Here is a 21068-nt window from a genome sequence, read left to right on the forward strand (position 1 = left end):
GTCACCTCCCGGCATTAGTCAGGGCAGCTGCAGCGCCGTACACCCCGGTGTTGCCATCCAGCACCACCTGAACCGGCGTGGCCTCCAATAATGGCCGCATACGGCCCTTGTTTTCGAAGGCGGCGCGAAAGCCGCTGGCCATGAAAAAGTCGAGAATCGCCGGCACAATGCCGCCACAAAGATAGACACCGCCGTAACTGCCCAGGGTCAGAACGCTGTTGCCGGCTACCCGGCCCAGAATGTCACAGAACAGGCTGAGCGCCCGGGCTGCCAGCTCGTCATTACCTGCCATGGCCGCTGCGGAAACCTGCTCCGGGGCTTCGTGTACCGGCTTACTGCCGGTAATCTGCGCCAGCGTTCGATACAGGTTCATGATACCCGCACCACACAGCAGTCGTTCCACAGAAACCCGGCCATAGGTGGCGCGAAGACGGCGGGCAATCTCGCACTCAAGGTCATCCAGCGGCGCAAAGTCCACATGGCCCCCTTCGGTTGCCAGCGGTATCCAGCCATCCGCCGCCGGCACCAGTGCCGACATGCCCAGGCCGGTGCCCGGGCCAAGAACCAGTACCGGGCGCGACGGGTCTGCGCCACCCCCGCCCACCGGCACCCGTTGGCTGGCCGGCACGTGCATTACGCCCAGCGCCATGGCGGTGTAATCATTCACCAGCCGGAACCGGTCCAGGCCGAAGCGTTGCGCCAGGTGCCCGGTATCGAACTGCCAGCGGTTGTTGGTCAGGGTAACAACGTCACCGGTAACCGGGGCGGCAACGGCCACACAGGCTTCGCAGACAGTCACCGGCCCTACATGCTTCAGGTACGCCGCAACGGCCTGCCCGGGCCCCGAAAAATCAGCACAGCGGAAAACCTTCAGCAACTGCAACTGCACCGATCCCGGCACCACCAGCGCAAACCGGGCATGGGTGCCGCCAACATCGCCCACCAGCGCCATGGCGTGCGGAACAGCTTCCGTCATCAGCCGGCGCTCCAGAACACACTGGCACCCTGCTCCGGATTCGAGACACCCTGGCGCATCCAGCCGAACAGTTCACGGCCATAGCCGGTATGGTTCGCTGCCAGGTCTGCACTGGCCGGGCTGCGGTCAGCCAGTTCCGCCTCGCCGAGCTGCACCGACAGCAAGCCACTAACGGCATCCACGCAAATAATGTCGCCGTCACAAATCCTGGCCAGCGGGCCGCCCGCCAGTGCTTCCGGGTATACATGGATAGCCGCCGGCACCTTGCCGGAGGCACCGGACATCCGGCCATCGGTCACCAGCGCCACCCGATAGCCGCGGTCCTGCAGCACGCCCAGATACGGGGTCAGCTTGTGCAACTCCGGCATGCCGTTGGCTTTCGGCCCCTGAAAGCGCACCACCACCACGCAATCCCGGTCCAGGTCGCCAGCTTCAAAGGCGGCTTTCAGTTCGTTCTGGTCGTTGAACACCACCGCCGGCGCCTCAACCCTATGGTGTTCCGGCGCCACCGCCGACACCTTGATCACTCCGCGCCCGAGATTGCCATCCAGCACCCTCAATCCGCCATCCGGGGCGAAGGGCTCTGCGGCGCTGCTCAGCACATCCGGGCGCTGGCTCTTGGTAACCGCCGGCTGCCAGCGAAGGCTTTCCCCTTCCAGCTCCGGCATCCGGGCGTAGGCGTCCAGCCCCTTACCGATCACTGTGTTGACGTCGTTATGCAGGTAGCCTTGTGCCAGTAATTCCCGAATCAGGAACGGCGTGCCACCGGCTTCGTGAAAGGCGTTGATGTCTTCCTGGCCGTTCGGGTAAATGCGGGTCATGGAGGGCACCACCGACGACAACTCGGCGTAGTCGTTCCAGTCAACCAGGATCCCGGCCGCCCGGGCAATGGCGATCCAGTGGATGGTGTGGTTGGTGGAGCCACCGGTCACCAGCAGGGCTACCAGGGCATTCACAATGGCTTTCTCGTCCACCATATGGCCGAGCCCCAACTCGCCGCCGTGGGGCCGGGACAACTTGATGACCTGCTCGGTCGCCGCGCGGGTCAGGGCATCCCGCAGGGGCGTATCGGGGTTTACGAAAGCCGCACCGGGCAGGTGCAGGCCCATTACCTCTACCAGTAACTGGTTACTGTTGGCGGTGCCGTAAAAGGTACAGGTGCCCGGGCTGTGGTAAGACTGGCTTTCGGCTTCCAGCAATTCATCCCGGCCGATCTTGCCCTCGGCATAGAGCTGGCGAATCCGCTGCTTTTCCTTGTTCGGCAGCCCGGACGGCATGGGGCCGGATGGCACCAGAATGGCCGGCAGGTGGCCGAAACTCAGGGCACCAATCAGCAACCCTGGCACAATCTTGTCACATATACCCAGTAGCATAACCGCGTCGAACATGTTGTGGCTCAGCGCCACTGCCGTACTCATGGCGATGGTGTCCCGGGAGAACAGGCTCAGCTCCATTCCCGGCTGGCCCTGGGTGACCCCGTCACACATGGCGGGAGTGCCGCCGGCAAACTGGGCTACCGAGCCCATGCCATGGGCCGCTTCGCGGATAAGGTCAGGAAAGCGCTGATAAGGCTGATGGGCAGACAACATGTCGTTGTAGGCGGAAACCATGGCCACATTGGCCCGGTTCAGAAATTTCAGGGTATCTTTATCGCCCTGGCTACAAGCCGCAAAGCCATGGGCCAGGTTACCGCAAGACAAGGTGCCACGATGGGGGTCCTTTGCCGCCAGCCCGGCCATCCTCTCGAGATAATCCGCGCGGGAAGCCCTGCTGCGTTCGATGATGCGGTTGGTCACCTTCTGAACCGTGGAGTGCATGGGCTTTCTCCCTGTATCGTGGTTATTCCAGACCTAAGTGTACTTTCTTTACCGGAGGCTTTCAGGTTCAATTGAACACTCAAATTTTACAGACAAGGACACGCACTATGCTCAGGCGCACCAAGATTGTCGCCACCCTCGGCCCCGCCACCGACAGTGAGGAATCGCTGGCAGGTATCATCGCCGCCGGCGTTGATGTTACCCGCCTCAACTTTTCCCACGGCAGCGCCGAAGAGCATATGGAACGGGCCCGCCGGGTTCGTGCAGCGGCCGCCGCCCAGGGTCGCTTTGTGGCCATCCTGGCCGACCTGCAAGGCCCGAAACTGCGCATCGCCCGCTTCACCGACAACAAGGTCACCCTGGAACGGGGCCAGACCTTCGTGCTCGACGCCACCATGGACAAAGAGGCTGGCACATCGGAGCAAGTTGGCATTGATTACGAACAACTGATCAACGACGTCAGCCCAGGCGATATCCTGGTGCTGGATGACGGCCGGATTGAAATGGAAGTGACTGCGGTCGACGACCACAGCATTACCTCCACTGTGCTGATCGGCGGCCCGCTGTCCAACAACAAGGGCCTGAACAAGCGCGGTGGCGGCCTCTCAGCGGACGCCCTCACCGAGAAAGACAAGCAGGACATCGTAACCGCAGCCCGGCTGGACGCCGACTACGTGGCCGTCTCGTTTGTCCGTACAGCCGACGACATGCACGTGGCCCGTCAGCTGCTGAAAGAAGCCGGCTCCGATGCCGGCCTGGTGGCGAAGATTGAACGGGCCGAACTGGCCCACGATACCGACGCACTGGATGCCGTTATCGAAGCGTCAGACGCCGTAATGGTCGCCCGGGGCGACCTGGCCGTGGAGATCGGCGATGCCGAACTGGTGGCGGTTCAGAAACACATCATCAAACGGGCCCGGGTACTGAACCGGGCCGTGATCACCGCCACCCAGATGATGGAGTCGATGATCACCAACCCCATGCCCACCCGGGCGGAAGTGTCTGACGTTGCCAACGCGGTGATGGATTACACAGATGCCGTGATGCTGTCCGCCGAGACTGCCGTAGGCGATTACCCGAAAGAAGCCGTGGAAGCCATGGTGCGCATCTGCACCGGTGCGGAACGGCACCCGTCCATGCACCAGTCCCAGCACCGGATCCACGAAAGCATGGAAAAGGTAGACGAGGCGATTGCCCTGTCTGCCATGTACGCCGCCAACCACCTACAGGGTGTGTCTGCCATTATCTGCCTGACAGAAACCGGTTCCACTCCGCGCCTGATGTCACGGATCAAATCCAGCCTGCCGATCTTTGCCTTCTCACGGCACCACTCCACCCAGCACCGGGTGGCTCTGTTCCGGGGCGTGCAGACGGTTCCGTTCGATTCTGCCAACCACGCCAATGAAAAGGTCAATGCACTGGCCGTCGACGAACTGAAGAGCCGGGGTGTTGTGCAGGATAACGACCTGGTGGTGATCACCAAGGGCGACTATGTGAACGCCCAGGGTGGCACCAACTCCATGAAAATCGTTCGTGTAGGGTCCGACATCCAGTAGCCTGCGCCGGTCAGCCCCGGTGGCCAATGGCCGCCAGGCTGGCCCGGGCGATGCCGGTAATGGTCTGCCAGTCCTTACTGGCCACGGCTTCATCCGGCGTCAGCCAGGTGCCACCCACCGCAGAGACATTATCCAGAGCCAGGTAGGCTGCGGCTGTCTGCTGGCGAACCCCGCCGGTCGGGCAAAAGCAGACATCCGGGAAGGGGCCGGCAAACGCCTTCAGTGCCCTTTCACCCCCGGATACTTCCGCGGGAAACAGCTTGAAGTGCCGGTAGCCGTGGCTGTACCCCATCATCAGTTCCGAGGCGGTGGCAATGCCCGGCAGCAGGGGGGATTCCGAGGTCACACCGAAATCCAGGATGGCATCAGTTACACCAGGGGTAATAACAAACTCGGCCCCGGCTCGCTCGACGTCCCGGTACTGATCGATGCTGATCACCGTACCCGCCCCCACAATCGCGTCCGGAAGCGCTTCCCGAACCCGCCGGATGGCATCCAGGCCATGCTCTGTGCGCAAGGTGATCTCCAGCGCACGAATACCGCCGTCAAACAACGCCCGACAAAGCGGGATGGCATCGTCCGGATGACGGATGGTGATCACGGGTATCAATGGCGACTGCGCCATCACAAACTCGATCTTTTCCTGGTGCTCCACAGACAGCAATGGCATTCAAGTCTCCCCCGGCGCTAACCGGACAACAGCCCGTTACGGGCTCCAGTAAATTCGCAAGCCTGGTTTCAGAAAAGCACGGATTGGCATTTCCCGCCAGTCATCCGGGGCCTTCAGGGCCCGCTCCAGGGTTTCCAGCTTGTCCTCACCCCTGAGATGCAACGCCAGGAACCGGGCGCCCGCCAGCACCGGCCGGGTCAGGGTTACCCGGGTATGGGCCTGGGACGGCGGTGTCATCACGCACACCCGCCCTGGTGCCTGCATGGACATTGCCTCCGGCAGCTGGGGCGCATCCGGGAACAGCGACGCCGTATGGCCATCGTTGCCCATACCCAGAACCACCACATCCAGCGGCAACTTCAACTCGGCCAGCAGCTGCTCGATAGCAGGCAAGGCTTGCTCGGCGCTGCACAGCGGCTGCCGCAGGCTGAGAAAGCGTGCGTCCTTTGCCCTGCCCTGCAGCAGGCTCTGCCGCACCAGGGTCGTGTTGCTGGCGGGGTCCCCTTCCGGCACCCAGCGCTCGTCGGCCAGCAGCATCGTAACCCGGGCCCAGGCCAGCTCCTGCTGTGCCAGCGTTTGAAAGAAGGGTACCGGCGTAGAGCCACCGGAAACCACCAGCGAAGCCCGACCGCCCCGGCGGAGCCGGCCACGCAGGCTTTCCGCTACGTGCAACGCCAGCTGGCCCGCACATTCCTGCGCTGTCTCACTGAAAAATGCCTGCACCCCTTCGGGTAGCGGCAGGTCACACGTCTTCATACCAGCTCCTGCCATCCCGGGTGATCATGGCAATCGATGCCACCGGCCCCCAGGTGCCTGCGGCGTAGCGCTTCGGCGGTTCGCCGCTGTCGTGCCAGTTACGGATGATCTGGTCTACCCAGCGCCAGGCATGCTCCACCTCATCGCGGCGGACAAACAGGTACTGGTTGCCCCGCATGATTTCCCACAGCAACCGCTCGTAGGCATCCGGAATCCGATCGGTATCAAAGGTTTCGGAGAACGTCAGCTCCAGTGGCCCCTGGCGCAACCGCATGCCCTTATCCAGCCCCTGGTCCTTGGTGAGGATCTTCAGGGCCATGCCCTCATCGGGCTGCAGCCGGATAATCAGTTTGTTGTTGGCCAGGTGCTTCTGGTCCGGATCGAAGATGTAATGGGGTGCCGGCTTGAAGTGGATGATGATCTGCGACATTTTCTCCGGCAGCCGCTTGCCGGTGCGGATATAGAAGGGCACGCCAGACCAGCGCCAGTTATCAATTTCTGCCTTCAGTGCAACAAAGGTCTCGGTTTCGCTGGCCTTGTTGGCGCCCTCTTCGTCCAGGTAACCGGGCACCGGCTTGCCTTCACTGGTGCCGGAGGTGTACTGCCCACGCACCACGTATTCCGCCATCATATCCGGGGTAATCCGTTTCAGCGCCTTCAGCACTTTTACCTTTTCGTCCCGGATACTGTCGGCAGACAGGTCCGATGGCGGGTCCATGGCAATCAGGCACAGCAGCTGCAGCAGGTGGTTCTGGATCATATCCCGGATCTGGCCGGCCTGGTCGAAATAACCCCAGCGGCCTTCAATGCCCATGCTTTCTGCCACCGTGATCTCCACGTGGGAGATATGGTTCTGGTCCCACTGGGAGGCAAACAGGTTGTTGGCAAACCGCAAGGCAATCAGGTTCTGGACCGTTTCCTTACCCAGGTAATGATCAATCCGGAACAGCTGGCTTTCCCGATACACTTCAGCCAGCTCGTCATTGATCACTTTCGAAGATTCCAGGTCGTGGCCGATGGGTTTCTCCACCACCACCCGGGTACGTTCGGTACAGCAACCACCGGCCCTCAGATTCCGGGCAATCACGCCATACATGGATGGCGGCGTGGCCATATAGACAATTAACTGGTTACCGGGATGGCGCCAGTCGTTGAGCACCAGGAAACCATCGGTATCGGTGAAATCCAGCTCCAGGTATTCCACACGGCTGACGAATCCCTGCGCTACGGTGGCGTCGAACTCCGGCTCCGGAATCTGCTCTTCCAGCCTGGCCAACAGCGCTTTGCGCAGGGCTGCGGTGTCTGTGTCGCGCCGGGCAATGGCCAGCACCCGGCTGTCCGACGCCAGCAACCCGGCCCGGTCAAGCTGATACAGCGCCGGGAACAGTTTGCGCTGGGCCAGGTCTCCCGAGGCTCCGAACAGCATCAGATCGCAGGCACACACAGGTTGATCCACCATCAGCGTCTCCTTCGCCCGGCGTACCGCAAGGCCGGATTTTTCGTAACTTTAGCCAAATAATGGCACTGTCCCGGGGCCAAGCCAAGGGCACTTCCGATATATGACATATTTACTACCCTTTTGTTTGCCCGCAGCAGGTATAATGACGCCTTACCACCAGAACAGAAGGGAGTATAGCTGCATGGCGGATAACCCGGGACGCAGAGACGACAACCTGCTTGAGCAGATCCAGAATCGCCTGGAATCGCTGAATAAATCCGAGCGCAAGGTTGCCGAAGCCATTCTCAAAGACCCGAGTGCGGCAACCCGTTACTCCATCGCTGCCCTTGCCCGCGCAGCGGATGTGAGCGAGCCGACGGTCAACCGGTTCTGCCGCGGATTCTCCGCAACCGGCTTTCCGGACTTCAAAATCCGGCTGGCCCAGAGCATTGCCACCGGCACCCCCTACGTGGGCCAGGATATAGAGCCGGACGACAGCCCGGCGGAGTATGGCGAAAAAATCATGCTCAGCACCATCGCCAACCTGGACAAGGCACGGCAGGCGCTGGACCCACAGGCCATTGCCACAGTGGTGGATTACCTGATCCAGGCCAAGCAGATTGCCTTTTTCGGCATGGGCGGTTCGGCCTCGGTCGCCCTGGATGCCCAACACAAGTTTTTCCGCTTCAACATCCCGGTAACCTCTTACGACGACGCCCTGATGCAACGCATGGTGGCCGCCGGTTCCGGGGTTGGCGACGCCATCGTGCTGATCTCCTTTACCGGCCGTACCCGGGAAACCGTGGAGATTGCACACCTGGCCCGGGCCAACGGTGCTACGGTTATCGGCATTACCAATCCGGAGTCGCCGCTGGCGGAAGCCTGCACCGCGGTTGTGGGTGTCACTGCACCGGAAGATACCGAGGTCTACATGCCCATGTCTTCCCGGATCATTCACCTGACGGTCATCGATATCCTGGCTACCGGAGTCACCCTCAAGCGCGGCCCGGATTTCCTGGATCACCTGAAAAAGATCAAGGAAAGCCTGAAGGCTACCCGCTTCCCCCAGAACTGATCCCCGGATACGAAAAAGGGTGCCCGAGGGCACCCTTTACGGTCTGAAGCCTGACCTTAATTCCGCTCGACTTCAGCGGTGTTTCTCAGGTACTGCTGATAGGCCTGGTACTCACGCTGTCCCTCAAGCTGTGCCAGGAACTGCTGCAGCTGGCGGTACTCAGGATTATCATCCTGAACCTCACCCGGGTTAACCGCGCTCAGCACGATCACCGCAGCCTCGCTACCACCCAGCGCCTTGCCGACAACCGGCTGCTCGCCTTCAGGATGCGGCAGGGAGAACACAGCCTGGGCAATGAACGGATCCAGTCCTGCCACGTTACGGCCCTCGCCTTCAAAACCCTGCCACTGGTCAGCCATCGGCTGCTCACCGGCTTCTACCGCAGCCACCAGCTCGGCCGCACGGTCATCCAGGGCCTTGCGGGTTGCACGGCTGGTCAGCAGGTCACGAACCTGGCCTTCAACATCCGCCAACTCCAGCTGGCGCGGCTCCTGATACTCGCGAACCCGGGCCACCACCGCACGATTATTTTCAACATCGATCAGTTCGGTGTTGTAGCCGCCAGTCAGCACGTCGTCAGAGAACAGCTGGCGAACCAGTCCGGCGTGGTCAAACGGCCCCGGGCCGCCGTCGCGGGTTACACCAGAGACTTCCTGAACGTCCAGCCCCAGTTCGGAGGCCGGGCCCGCCAGGTCATCCGCGGCATAGGCAGCATCAGCCAGCTGGGACCGCACTTCAGCGAAACGCTCGGTTGCCCGGGCACGGGCCAGCTCGTCACGCAGTTCGGATTCCAGCTCTGCAAATGCCGGCACATCAGCACGGCGCACTTCTACAAGGCGAATCAGGTGCACACCAAAGCTGGTTTCCACCGGGCCGGAGGTTTCACCTTCTTCCAGTGCAAACAGCGCTTGCTCGAAAGCTTCGTCATAAACACCACGACCGGCAAAGCCCAGGTCGCCACCCTCACGGGCGGAAACGGTATCAACCGAAAACTCTTCCGCCAGCGCAGCAAAGGATTCACCCTCTTCCAGACGCTGCTGGATGGTTGCCATGGTTTGCTCTGCCTCGGCACCCGCTTCAATCAGGATATGGGCGGCACGACGCTCTTCACGGGCAAAGTCTTCGGCGCGCTCGTCATAGTAGCCACGCACTTCCTCGTCGGAGATTTCGATGGCACTTGCCAGCGCATCCAGTGACAGGGTGATGTAGGCGGCAGAAACCTGTTCCGGTTTACGGAACTGGTCTTTGTTGTCTTCGTAGTAAGCCTCGATGTCTGCATCCGATACCGACACCTGGTCAGCTACCGTATCGGCATCAATCGTCAGTACGCGGAAGTCCCGGGTCTGGTTCTGGATAGCCAGCAGTTGTTCCGCCTGGGCGGGAGCGGCAAGGCCGGTCTGGGCAATCGCCGCACGGATCTGGTTAACCACGTAGTTCTTGCGAAGGCTTTCACGTAATTCAGCAACACCCATACCCAGGTTACGCACAGTGGCCACAAAGCGGTCGCGGTTGAACTGGCCATCCACCTGGAACTGGGGCATCTGGGTAATCAGGGAATCGATGTCGGCATCGGAAAGTTCGAGGCCCTGGTTGGCAGCGTCCTGGGTGAGCACGGCTTCCTGGATCAAAGCCTCCAGAACATCCCGGCGAACCTGGTCTTCATCCACCAGTGACGGATCCGGGTTTTCCATCTGCATGAGACGTTGCTGGGTTTCCAGCTGAACGGTGCGCAGGAACTCCCGTTCGGTAATGTCGTTGCCGTTAACGGTGGCCACTTCCGGTTCACCGGTGAAGCCGCCAATGATCGCGTCCATCCCCCAGATCGACAAGGAAATGATCAAAAGGCCGATAATAACCTTTGCGATGGTGCCCTGGGCATTATCCCGAATATCTTGAAGCATGTTATTCCTGAATCCCTGTTCAAGGTCGTGCGGATGTTTTGTTGGCGAGAAGCTGTTCTGGCAGCCCCTTCTTAACGCAAAAAGGCGCACCCTTTACGGAATGCGCCTCGAGTTCCTGCGGCAGCTCCCGCGTGCGAAAGCCGCCAAAGAAAGAACCGTTACTTAACGGCGTCTTTCAGGGCCTTACCTGCTTTGAAGCCAGGTACTTTAGAGGCCGCGATCTTGATTTCAGCGCCGGTCTGCGGGTTGCGGCCGGTACGGGCTGCACGCTCTTTCACAGAGAAGGTACCGAAACCGATCAGGGTAACCTGGTCGCCTTTCTTCAGAGCACCGGTGATGGAGCTGGTCATTGCATCCAGCGCACGGCCAGCTGCTGCTTTGGAAATATCTGCGGATTCTGCAATTGCGTCGATCAGTTCGGACTTGTTCACACTAAACCCCTTCGATTTCAGGTTGAAGATGTTATAGGTCGGATTTTTTTAGCGGACTTTTCCGACTATCGCATAAGCAGTCGGAGAATTCCATTCTTCTGTTTTTTTATTCCTTGCGGTGTTTCACCGGTGATCGGAATAGGCACATACTGCGCGGGAGCCCTTGGTATTGGCTGCTTCACGGCGAAACAGTTATACCAATGGGCTCTCCGACGTGTCAACAACTCATCCCGTCATTAATGAGTATTTATGCGCTCGGTAACATCACTGGCATCTTCTTTTGCTTTCGAAGACGCCGCTTTGCCAGGGGCATTTTCGGCAGACGGATCCGGTGCGTATTCCAGGGCAATGTCCAGCACCTCGTCAATCCACTTCACCGGACGAATCTCCAGCGACTCCTTGATATTATCCGGTATCTCCTTGAGATCACGGACATTTTCATCAGGAATCAGAATGGTCTTGATGCCACCACGGTGGGCTGCCAGCAACTTTTCCTTCAGTCCGCCGATCGGCAGTACCCTGCCCCGCAATGTGATCTCACCGGTCATGGCCACATCGGCCCGCACAGGAATTCGGGTCAGTGCAGAAACCAGCGCGGTGCACATGCCGATACCGGCGCTCGGGCCGTCTTTCGGGGTTGCACCTTCCGGAACGTGGATGTGCAGATCGTGCTTTTCATGGAAATCGTCAGCAATTCCAAGCCCTGCTGCACGGCTGCGAACCACGGTGAGCGCAGTCTGGATAGACTCCTGCATCACATCACCCAGAGAACCGGTTTTCACCACCCGGCCCTTACCCGGAGTCAGGGCGCATTCGATGGTCAGCAGTTCGCCGCCCACCTGGGTCCAGGCCAGGCCCGTCACCTGGCCAACCTGGTTGTTCTCCTCGGCCAGGCCGTACTTGAACTTCTTCACGCCGGAATAATCTTCCAGCATGTCCGGCGTCAGGGTAATAGAAGCGTTATCACTGCTCTCTACGTGCTCACGCACCACCTTACGGCAGATCTTGGCAATCTCCCGCTCCAGGCCGCGCACACCAGCTTCCCGGGTGTAGTAGCGGATCAGGTCGCGCAGGGTCTCTTCCGGCAGTTTGAGCTCGTCCTTACGCAGGCCATTAGCCTTGATCTGCTTGGGCAGCAGGTAACGCAGCGCAATGTTGACCTTCTCGTCTTCGGTGTAACCCGGAATCCGGATGATCTCCATACGGTCCAGCAACGCCGGCGGAATATCCATGGAGTTGGAGGTACACACGAACATCACATCCGAAAGATCGTAATCCACTTCCAGGTAATGGTCGTTGAAGGTGTGGTTCTGTTCCGGGTCCAGGACCTCAAGCAGGGCCGACGCCGGGTCACCCCGATGATCCATACCCATCTTGTCGATTTCATCGAACAGGAACAGCGGGTTCTTCACCTCTACCTTGGCCAGCTTCTGCAACAGCTTGCCCGGCAAGGCGCCGATATAGGTTTTGCGGTGACCACGGATTTCCGCTTCATCACGCACGCCACCCAGGGCCATGCGGGTGTATTTCCGGTTGGTAGCCTTGGCAATGGACTGCCCCAGCGAGGTCTTACCCACACCGGGAGGCCCTACCAGGCACAATACCGGCCCTTTGACCTTCTTCACCCGGCTTTGCACCGCCAGGTACTCAAGAATGCGCTTTTTGACTTCATCCAGGCCGTAGTGGTCCCGGTCGAGAATCTCGCGCGCTTTTTCCAGGTCATGGCGAACGCGGCTGCGCTTTTTCCAGGGCACTGCCAGCATCCAGTCGATGTAGCCCCGCACTACCGTGGCTTCGGCAGACATGGGCGACATCATCTTCAGCTTGTTCAGCTCCGCTTCGGTCTTCTTGCGGGCTTCTTCCGGCAGGCCGGCCTGCTCGAGCTTTTGCTCCAGCTCTTCAAAATCGTTGTTACCCTCACCCAGATTGCCCATCTCCTTCTGGATGGCCTTCATCTGTTCGTTCAGGTAATACTCCCGCTGGCTGCGCTCCATCTGCTTCTTCACGCGGCCACGGATGCGTTTTTCAACCTCGATCAGGTCGATCTCGCCGTCCAGCTTGCCCAGCAGCAGGTCTACCCGCTTGCGTACATCCAGGGCTTCCAGCAGTTCCTGCTTCTCCGGAATGCGCATATCCAGGTGCGCGGCCATGGTGTCTACCAGGCGCTCCAGCTCATTGATGCCGGTGAGTGCATTGGACACTTCCGAAGGCACTTTCTTGGACAGTTTTACGAACTTCTCGAATTCGCCCATCAGGGTCTTGGTGAGAACGTCTTCTTCGCGCTCGGGCAAAGACTCCTCATCCATCAGAACAGCCTGGCCGGTCAGGAAGTCGGCTTCTTCAATGCCGGTAATGCTGGCCCGGGCATTACCTTCAACCAGCACTTTAACGGTGCCGTCCGGTAACCGGAGCATCTGCAGCACAGTAGCCAGCGTGCCCATGTCGAACACATCTTTCGGGCCCGGCTCGTCGGTAGAAGCGTCTTTCTGGGCGACCAGAAGGATTTCCTTGCTGCCCTCCATCGCGGCTTCCAGGGCCTGGATGGATTTTTCTCGGCCCACAAACAGTGGCACCACCATGTGCGGAAATACCACCACATCCCGCAGCGGGAGCAGCGGATATTCTTGCACGGTTTCTTCAGGTATACGGGTCATAGGGAATCCTCTGACAGCGTTTCTTTCAGCATATCACCCATCATTGGGGCACAGACAAAAATTGCAATCTTTTTACGAAAGGAAAGCACGGGCGGGATGATGCGGTTTTGTGAAAGCAGGCCAATGAAAAAGGGGCGTTGCCGCCCCTTTTTCTGATGCACCATGACGGTCCGGAAATCAGTCTTCCGGTACTGCCTTGGCGTGATCGCTGCTGGCGTAGATCTTGAAGGGCTCGGAATCGCCCTTGATCACGCTTTCATCAATCACCACCTTGGACACATCGTGCTCCGATGGAATCTGGTACATGGTATCCAGCAGAGTGGCTTCCATGATGGAGCGCAGGCCCCGGGCACCGGTCTTGCGTTCCATGGCCTTTCTGGCCACCGCGCGCAGGGCGTCTTCCCGGAAATCCAGCTCCACACCTTCCATATCGAACAGCTTCTGGTACTGCTTGGTCAGTGCGTTCTTGGGCTCGGTCAGGATCTGCACCAGGGCCTCTTCGTCCAGCTCGGTCAGGGTTGCCACAACCGGCAAACGACCGACGAACTCCGGAATCAGGCCGAACTTCACAAGGTCCTCGGTTTCCACATCACGGATGATGTCGCCGGTGTTCTTGCTGTCGTCCGGGCTCTTCACCGTAGCGGAGAAACCGATGGAGCTGCGCTCGGACCGTTCCTGAATCACCTTTTCCAGGCCAGCGAAGGCACCACCACAGATAAACAGCATGTTGGTGGTATCAACCTGCAGGAACTCCTGCTGCGGATGCTTGCGGCCACCCTGGGGCGGAACCGATGCTACCGTGCCTTCGATCAGCTTGAGCAGTGCTTGCTGCACACCCTCACCGGATACGTCCCGGGTAATGGAGGGGTTGTCAGACTTGCGGGAAATCTTGTCGATTTCATCGATGTACACAATGCCGCGCTGGGCCTTGTCGACATCGTAGTCGCACTTCTGCAGCAGTTTCTGGATGATGTTTTCAACATCCTCACCCACATAACCGGCTTCGGTCAGCGTGGTGGCATCGGCAATGGTAAACGGCACGTTCAGCATGCGGGCCAGGGTTTCAGCCAGCAGGGTCTTACCGCTACCGGTCGGCCCGATCAGCAGGATGTTACTCTTGCCCAGCTCAACGTCGCTCTTGCCTTCACCATAACGCAGACGCTTGTAGTGGTTGTATACCGCTACAGACAGAACCACCTTGGCGCGATCCTGGCCGATCACATATTCGTTCAGGGTCTCCCGGATTTCCGCAGGAGTGGGCAGCCGGTCGCTGGCCTCTTCCTGGGCATTTTCCTGGATTTCTTCCCGAATAATGTCGTTACACAGGTCTACACACTCGTCGCAGATGAACACCGAGGGCCCTGCAATGAGCTTACGGACTTCATGCTGGCTCTTTCCACAAAACGAGCAGTACAGCAACTTGCCGTTATCGTCGCCTCTGCCGTTTCTTTCATCTGCCATTGAAATACCTCTGTTCTTCGTTGGTCGGCGCAATCAAACAGTACGCCGACCAGGGATGATGCGATGACTTTCAGTATTAGTTATTCGATACGCGCTTATCAAGTACTGTATCGATCAACCCGTACTCCTTCGCCTGGACCGGGTCCATGAAATTATCACGGTCGGTATCACGGGCGATGGTATCCAGGTCCTGGCCGGTATGGTGGGCCAGAATGGAGTTCAGGGTATGGCGAATCTTCAGAATCTCGCGGGTGTGGATCTCGATATCCGTTGCCTGGCCCTGATATCCGCCCAGCGGCTGGTGGATCATCACACGGGAATTAGGCAGGCAGGCACGCTTGCCCTTGGCACCACCGGCAAGCAGGAAAGCACCCATGCTGGCCGCCTGGCCAATACACAGGGTAGAAACGTCCGGCTTGATGAACTGCATGGTGTCGTAGATCGACATACCCGCAGTTACGGAGCCACCCGGGCTGTTGATGTACAGGTGGATATCTTTGTCCGGGTTTTCGGATTCCAGGAACAGCAGCTGGGCAACCACAAGGTTCGCCATGTGATCTTCAACCGGGCCAACCAGGAAAATCACCCGCTCCTTGAGCAGACGTGAATAAATGTCGAAGGAACGCTCTCCACGTGCCGTCTGTTCAATTACCATCGGCACCAGACCGGCGCTGGTTATCATTGTAGGGCCATCAAACGGTTTCTGCGTCATGTGCGCCTGAACTCCTTATGGACAATGGGCATGGACTCCTGCGGAGGATATCCTGAATCGGCGATCAGGACACCCCTGAATACTTATACTCTGCCAGCAGTAAGCCCAGATGAAAACAGCCGGACACGCCGGCTGTTTCCAGAAAGCGGCACCGGGCACCAGGCCCGGGCCTGATCAGCGCTGCTGCTGACCAGCGGCTACCGCTTCTTCGTACTTCATTTTCTTCTCGCTCACCTTGGCCTGGGCCAGGACGTGGTCAACCACGGCATCTTCCAGTACAGAAGACTCAACCTGGGCCTTCTGGTCCGGGTTGCTGCTGAAGTGGGCGATAACTTCGTCCGGCTGCTCGTAGGTAGAAGCGATTTCCTGGATCTTCTCTTCAACCTTGGCGTCGTCGGCTTTCAGGTCGTTCTTCTTGACCACTTCCTGGAACAGCAGGCCGGTCTTCACGCGGCGCTTGGCCTGGTCTTCAAAGATTTCCTTCGGCAGCTGCTGGAAGTCAACCTGGCCACCGAAACGCTGAACAGCGTCCTGGCGCAGACGGTCGATTTCCTGGTCTACCAGGGCAGACGGAATGTCCAGCTCGGTGGTAGCCAGCAGGCCTTCAACAACGTCGTTCTTGACCTTGTTGGAAACCGCCTGCTTGAGCTCGCGCTCCATGTTCTTCTTCACTTCCTCACGGAAGGCGGCTTCGTCTTCGGCTTCGATACCGAAACGCTTGAAGAACTCCTGGTCCAGCTCGGGCAGCTGAGGCTCTTCAACCTTGTGGATAGTGATAGCGAACTTGGCAGGCTTACCGGCCAGGTCTTCGTTGTGGTAATCCGCCGGGAATTCCACGTCGATTTCCAGCTCTTCGCCGGCCTTACCGCCAACAATGCCCTTCTCGAAGCCCGGAATCATCTGGCCGGAGCCCAGGGTCAGGCGATGGCCTTCAGCGGAGCCGCCTTCAAACTCTTCACCGTCGATGGAGCCTTTGAAGTCGATGGTCACAACGTCCTTGTTCTTGGACTTGCGCTTCACTTCCTTCATGGTGGCCTGCTGACGACGCAGGTTATCGATCATGGTATCGATGTCTTTGTCAGTCACTTCAGACACCGGCTTCTCGACTTCAACCTTGCTCAGGTCGCCCAGTTCGATTTCCGGCAGCACTTCGAAGATAGCCACGAACTCGAGGTCTTTGCCCTCTTCCATGGTCTTCGGCTCGAACCGCGGCCAGCCAGCCGGGTTAACGTCCTGCTCCTGCAGTGCCTTGATGTAGTTGTCGCGCATAACCTCGCCAACAATTTCCTGGCGGATGCTGTCACCGAAACGACGCTTGACCACGCTCATGGGCACCTTGCCAGGGCGGAAACCGTTCAGGCGAACAGTACGGGCAGTTTCCTGCAGGCGTTTCTGGACCGCCTGGTCGATTTCCTGGGCGGGCACACCAATCGTCATGCGACGCTCGATGTTGGAGGTCGTTTCAACAGACACTTGCATGGAAGATCCTCAAATTACAGATTCTGTATGTGAATGAAAATTAAAACAAAATCCCTAATGAAGCGGTTCACCTCAAAGGGACGCAAAATTAAAAGCCGGTAGTTTATCACGGTTTACCCTGCCGAGAGAATCACCCGACACGACGGAATAACGGTTTGAGACCAGTACCACAACCGGACTGGACGAAAGATGGGGACAAATCAGAAAAAGAAAGGGTGGTGCGAGAGGAGAGACTTGAACTCTCACGGGTTGCCCCGCTGGAACCTAAATCCAGTGCGTCTACCAATTCCGCCACTCTCGCATATCCGTCGCAGCACCGATCCCGGAACGGGAAGGTCAGAACCGCGGAAACAAACAAGGGGAAAAGTGGGGTGGACGAAGGGGTTCGAACCCTCGACCGCAGGAGTCACAATCCTGAGCTCTACCAACTGAGCTACGTCCACCACATCAGGGAGGTACCTTACGGTACGCATCTGCTTACTTCAACTTTGCTGGTTCGGCGAGTCCGGTGCCAACCTGCTTCGAGCAGTATGGCGCGCCCGGCAGGACTCGAACCTGCGACCATCCGCTTAGAAGGCGGATGCTCTATCCAGCTGAGCTACGGGCGCTTGACCGTTCGCCCACCTGAACATCCAGAAAAATGGTCGGGGTAGAGAGATTCGAACTCCCGACATCCTGCTCCCAAAGCAGGCGCGCTACCAGACTGCGCTATACCCCGTTAACTGAACAACAAGTGCCTCAGCAAAGTTGGCGCGCATATTACCGGCGCCTGAGGCATCCGTCAACACGGATTTTAAAAAACCTGCGTATAACGTTGATTCAGAAGACTGCCTGCCCCGGCAAAAGTTCCCTCCGGGAAGCTACATTGGCGTTCACGCCGAAGCATGAGACAATGCGCGGCCTCACTTCACCACTATTCATGCCCAACCGACAAGACGGAAACATGAGCGCCAAACTGATTAACGGAAAAGACATTGCCGCACAGGTCCGGCAGCGTGTTGCTGCCGGCGTGGAAGCCCGCAAACAGAAGGGGCTTCGTGTACCAGGCCTGGCCGTGGTACTGGTCGGCAACGATCCCGCCTCGCAAGTTTATGTAGGCAACAAGCGCAAAGCTTGCGAACAGGCCGGTATCCTTTCACTGTCTTACGACCTGCCCGCAGACACCTCCCAGCAGGCCCTTGAAGCCCTGGTAGACGAGCTGAACGAAAACCCGACGGTAGACGGCATCCTGGTACAGCTTCCCCTGCCCTCACACCTGGACGCAGACCCGATCCTGGTAAAAATCCGTCCGGATAAAGATGTGGACGGCTTCCACCCCTACAACATCGGCCGCCTGATGCAGCGCAAGCCCGCCCTGCGCCCCTGCACACCGGCTGGCGTGATTACCCTGCTGGACTCCGTTGGCACACCCTATAAAGGCCAGCACGCCGTGATTGTGGGTGCTTCAAACATCGTCGGCCGCCCCATGTGCATGGAGCTGCTGCTCAAAGGCGCCACCACCACCGTATGCCACCGCTTTACCGACAACCTGGAAAAGTTTGTCAGCGAAGCAGACATCCTGGTCGCCGCCGTGGGCAAACCGGGCATCATCAAGGGCGAATGGGTAAAACCCGGCGCTACGGTGATTGATGTAGGCATTAACCGGATGGCCAACGGAAAACTGTGTGGCGACGTGGACTTTGAGGCGGCAGCCGCGCGGGCCGCTTACATCACCCCGGTTCCCGGTGGTGTGGGGCCCATGACCATTGCCACGCTACTGGAGAACACCTTGTATGCGGCGGATGTGCTGCATTCGGAGGTCTAGATTCTTCGGAGACCGGCGCTTACAGAAGGGTGGGGTCGTACCCCCGCCGGGGGTACGACCCCCTTGTAGCCTGCAAGGCCCATAAAAAACCCCGCCGAGGCGGGGTTTTTTTGTGTCCGGTCTTACTGACCGTACTTGGCTTTTGCCTTCTGACGATAGGCGTGCAGCAGCGGCTCGGTGTAGCCGGCCGGCTGTTCGCGACCTTTCAGAACCAGGTCCACAGCCGCCTGGAAGGCAATGCTGTCGTCGAAGTTCGGCGCCATGTTGCGGTACCCGGCATCGCCGGCGTTCTGCTTGTCGACCACGGCTGCCATGCGCTTCATGGTTTCCATGATCTGCTCTTCGGTGCAGATACCGTGGTACAGCCAGTTGGTCAGCAGCTGGGAAGAGATACGCAGAGTTGCGCGGTCTTCCATCAGGCCGATGTCGTTGATATCCGGCACCTTGGAGCAGCCAACACCGGAATCGATCCAGCGAACTACGTAGCCGAGAATGCCCTGGGCGTTGTTGTCCAGTTCTTGCTGGATGTCTTCGGCAGTCAGGGCAGACGGATCTTCCATCACCGGCACCGTCAGGATGTCCTCCAGGGACGCACGCTCGCGGTTAGCCAGTTCTTTCTGTACGTCGAACACATTCACCTGGTGGTAGTGCGTGGCGTGCAGGGTAGCGGCAGTCGGAGACGGAACCCATGCCGTGTTGGCACCCGCTTTCGGATGACCGATCTTCGCTTCCAGCATGCCAGCCATCAGGTCCGGCATGGCCCACATGCCCTTACCGATCTGGGCAACACCAGACAGGCCGGTTTCCAGGCCGATGTCCACGTTCCACTGCTCGTAGGCGCTGATCCAGGCCGCCTGTTTCATCTCACCCTTACGGATAAACGGACCCAGCTCCATGGAGGTGTGAATCTCGTCGCCGGTACGGTCCAGGAAGCCGGTGTTGATAAACACGGTGCGCTCTTTGGCAGCGTGGATACAGGCTTTCAGGTTAACCGTGGTGCGACGCTCTTCGTCCATAATGCCGACTTTCAGGGTAAAGCGCGGCAGGCCAAGGGCATCTTCAACGCGGCCGAAGAATTCGTTGGTGAAGGCCACTTCTTCCGGGCCGTGCTGCTTGGGCTTAACAATGTACACAGAACCCTTGGTGCTGTTCTGGAACTTGCCGTCACCCTTCAGGTCGTGGATGGCAATCAGGGACGTAACCAGGCCGTCCATCAGGCCTTCCGGAATCTCGCTGCCGTCTTTCAGCAGGATAGCCGGGTTAGTCATCAGGTGGCCGACGTTACGAACGAACAGCAGGCTGCGGCCCTTCAGGGTAACTTCGCTGCCGTCAGCGCCGGTGTAGCTGCGGTCGCCATTCATGCGACGGGTCATCATCTGACCGCCTTTCTCGAAGGACTCTTCCAGGTCACCCTTCATCAGGCCCAGCCAGTTTTTGTAGGCCAGCACCTTGTCATCCGCGTCTACGGCAGCCACGGAGTCTTCGCAGTCCATGATGGTGGTCAGGGCTGATTCCATCAGAACGTCTTTAACGTTGGCACCGTCGTCTTTACCGATCGGATGGCTGGCATCGACCTGGATTTCGAAGTGCATGCCGTTCTTCACCAGCAGAATACCGGTAGGTGCATCGGCAGCGCCGGTGTAACCCACAAAGCCGGACTCGTCTTTCAAGCCGGTCACTTCACCGTTCTGCAGTTTCACCGCCAGCTTGCCGCCGTCGATGTAGTACCTGGCAGCATCGTTATGGCTGCCGGAAGCCAGGGGCGCGGAGCCGTCCAGCAGTTTGCGGGCCCACTCGATAACCTTGGCACCACGAACCGGGTTGTAACCACGGCCTTTCTCGGCACCGCCTTCCTCGGAAATAGCATCGGTGCCGTACAGGGCATCGTACAGGCTACCCCAGCGGGCATTGGCAGCGTTCAGCGCGAAACGGGCGTTCATGATCGGCACAACCAGCTGCGGGCCGGCCATGGTGGCGATTTCCGGGTCTACGTTGGCGGTAGAAATTTTGAAATCCGCCGGCTCGTCAACCAGGTAACCGATTTCTTTCAGGAAGGCCTTGTACTCGGCCATGTCCAGCTTCTGGCCTTTATGGTCACGGTTCCAGGTGTCCATTTTTTCCTGGATCTCGTCGCGCTTGACCAGCAGGTCGCGGTTGCGCGGAGCCAGCTCGTTCACAATCTTGTCGAACTCGGCCCAGAATTTTTCAGCGTCAACGCCGGTACCCGGGATCGCTTCGTTGTTTACGAAATCGTACAGATTCTTGGCGATTTGAATGCCGCCAACTTGAACGCGTTCTGTCATCGTTGCTTGCCTCGATGGGTTATGTTTCCCGACTC

At 59.0% G+C, this 21068-nt stretch carries 16 protein-coding genes and 4 tRNA genes; 3 read left to right on the forward strand and 17 right to left on the reverse strand.

Features of this window, described 5'->3' with window-relative positions; translation table 11 throughout:
* Position 1 precedes the first annotated feature (1 nt).
* Positions 2-976, reverse strand: coding sequence for a glucokinase (gene glk / locus AQ621_RS02075; RefSeq protein ID WP_082640845.1), 975 nt, complete (start codon positions 974-976; stop codon positions 2-4).
* Positions 976-2793, reverse strand: coding sequence for a phosphogluconate dehydratase (gene edd / locus AQ621_RS02080; protein WP_058340071.1), 1818 nt, complete (start codon positions 2791-2793; stop codon positions 976-978). The genes glk and edd overlap by 1 nt, the downstream gene beginning before the upstream one ends.
* A 107-nt stretch (positions 2794-2900) precedes the next feature.
* Between edd and pyk the strand changes: the two genes are divergently transcribed.
* Positions 2901-4349 (forward strand): pyruvate kinase, encoded by a 1449-nt coding sequence (pyk, locus tag AQ621_RS02085; protein WP_058340072.1) that lies wholly within the window; start codon positions 2901-2903, stop codon positions 4347-4349.
* A 10-nt stretch (positions 4350-4359) separates the two neighbouring features.
* On the opposite strand, the gene AQ621_RS02090 is transcribed toward pyk, so the two are convergent.
* Genes AQ621_RS02090 through zwf form a run of 3 tightly spaced genes read right to left on the reverse strand, consistent with a single transcriptional unit; the run spans position 4360 to position 7234 of the window.
* Positions 4360-5019, reverse strand: a complete 660-nt coding sequence (locus AQ621_RS02090; protein WP_058340073.1) for a bifunctional 4-hydroxy-2-oxoglutarate aldolase/2-dehydro-3-deoxy-phosphogluconate aldolase — start codon at positions 5017-5019, stop codon at positions 4360-4362.
* Between the two features lie 36 nt (positions 5020-5055).
* Complete coding sequence (gene pgl / locus AQ621_RS02095) at positions 5056-5775, reverse strand: 6-phosphogluconolactonase (protein ID WP_058340074.1); 720 nt, start codon at positions 5773-5775, stop codon at positions 5056-5058.
* Positions 5762-7234: a glucose-6-phosphate dehydrogenase gene (gene zwf / locus AQ621_RS02100; protein ID WP_058340075.1), complete on the reverse strand. Its 1473-nt coding sequence runs from the start codon at positions 7232-7234 to the stop codon at positions 5762-5764. The genes pgl and zwf overlap by 14 nt, the downstream gene beginning before the upstream one ends.
* Positions 7235-7415: 181 nt before the next feature.
* Between zwf and AQ621_RS02105 the strand changes: the two genes are divergently transcribed.
* Positions 7416-8288: a MurR/RpiR family transcriptional regulator gene (locus AQ621_RS02105; RefSeq protein ID WP_058340076.1), complete on the forward strand. Its 873-nt coding sequence runs from the start codon at positions 7416-7418 to the stop codon at positions 8286-8288.
* Between the two features lie 56 nt (positions 8289-8344).
* On the opposite strand, the gene AQ621_RS02110 is transcribed toward AQ621_RS02105, so the two are convergent.
* The 11 genes from AQ621_RS02110 to AQ621_RS02155 form a co-directional block, all read right to left on the reverse strand.
* Entirely contained in the window at positions 8345-10189 is a 1845-nt protein-coding gene (locus AQ621_RS02110) for a SurA N-terminal domain-containing protein (RefSeq protein ID WP_058340077.1), read from the reverse strand.
* Positions 10190-10347: 158 nt separating this feature from the next.
* Positions 10348-10620, reverse strand: a complete 273-nt coding sequence (locus AQ621_RS02115) for an HU family DNA-binding protein (protein WP_022988046.1) — start codon at positions 10618-10620, stop codon at positions 10348-10350.
* 236 nt (positions 10621-10856) lie between these two features.
* On the reverse strand, positions 10857-13274 hold the full coding sequence (gene lon / locus AQ621_RS02120; protein WP_022988047.1) for an endopeptidase La: 2418 nt from the start codon (positions 13272-13274) through the stop codon (positions 10857-10859).
* Complete coding sequence (locus AQ621_RS17625) at positions 13271-13438, reverse strand: hypothetical protein (protein ID WP_022988048.1); 168 nt, start codon at positions 13436-13438, stop codon at positions 13271-13273. The genes lon and AQ621_RS17625 overlap by 4 nt, the downstream gene beginning before the upstream one ends.
* 13 nt (positions 13439-13451) lie before the next feature.
* Positions 13452-14735, reverse strand: a complete 1284-nt coding sequence (gene clpX / locus AQ621_RS02125) for an ATP-dependent Clp protease ATP-binding subunit ClpX (protein ID WP_058340078.1) — start codon at positions 14733-14735, stop codon at positions 13452-13454.
* Positions 14736-14811: 76 nt separating this feature from the next.
* A complete protein-coding gene (gene clpP, locus AQ621_RS02130; RefSeq protein ID WP_022988050.1) occupies positions 14812-15447 on the reverse strand; it encodes an ATP-dependent Clp endopeptidase proteolytic subunit ClpP in 636 nt (211 codons plus the stop codon).
* A 174-nt stretch (positions 15448-15621) separates the two neighbouring features.
* A complete protein-coding gene (tig, locus tag AQ621_RS02135) occupies positions 15622-16926 on the reverse strand; it encodes a trigger factor (RefSeq protein WP_058340079.1) in 1305 nt (434 codons plus the stop codon).
* Positions 16927-17142: 216 nt separating this feature from the next.
* Positions 17143-17227 (reverse strand) — tRNA-Leu (locus AQ621_RS02140).
* A gap of 66 nt (positions 17228-17293) precedes the next feature.
* Positions 17294-17369, reverse strand: a tRNA-His gene (locus AQ621_RS02145).
* Positions 17370-17457: 88 nt separating this feature from the next.
* Positions 17458-17534 (reverse strand) — tRNA-Arg (locus tag AQ621_RS02150).
* A gap of 33 nt (positions 17535-17567) precedes the next feature.
* A tRNA-Pro gene (locus tag AQ621_RS02155) sits at positions 17568-17644 on the reverse strand.
* Between the two features lie 225 nt (positions 17645-17869).
* On the opposite strand from AQ621_RS02155, the gene folD reads away from it, so the two are divergent.
* On the forward strand, positions 17870-18730 hold the full coding sequence (gene folD / locus AQ621_RS02160) for a bifunctional methylenetetrahydrofolate dehydrogenase/methenyltetrahydrofolate cyclohydrolase FolD (protein WP_058340080.1): 861 nt from the start codon (positions 17870-17872) through the stop codon (positions 18728-18730).
* 122 nt (positions 18731-18852) lie between these two features.
* Here folD and AQ621_RS02165 read toward each other — a convergent pair whose 3' ends face one another.
* Positions 18853-21033 (reverse strand): malate synthase G, encoded by a 2181-nt coding sequence (locus tag AQ621_RS02165; protein WP_022988053.1) that lies wholly within the window; start codon positions 21031-21033, stop codon positions 18853-18855.
* Positions 21034-21068: the final 35 nt, after the last annotated feature.

It is taken from the genome of Marinobacter sp. P4B1, from assembly GCF_001447135.1.
In the GTDB taxonomy this organism is placed as follows: Bacteria; Pseudomonadota; Gammaproteobacteria; order Pseudomonadales; family Oleiphilaceae; genus Marinobacter; species Marinobacter vinifirmus.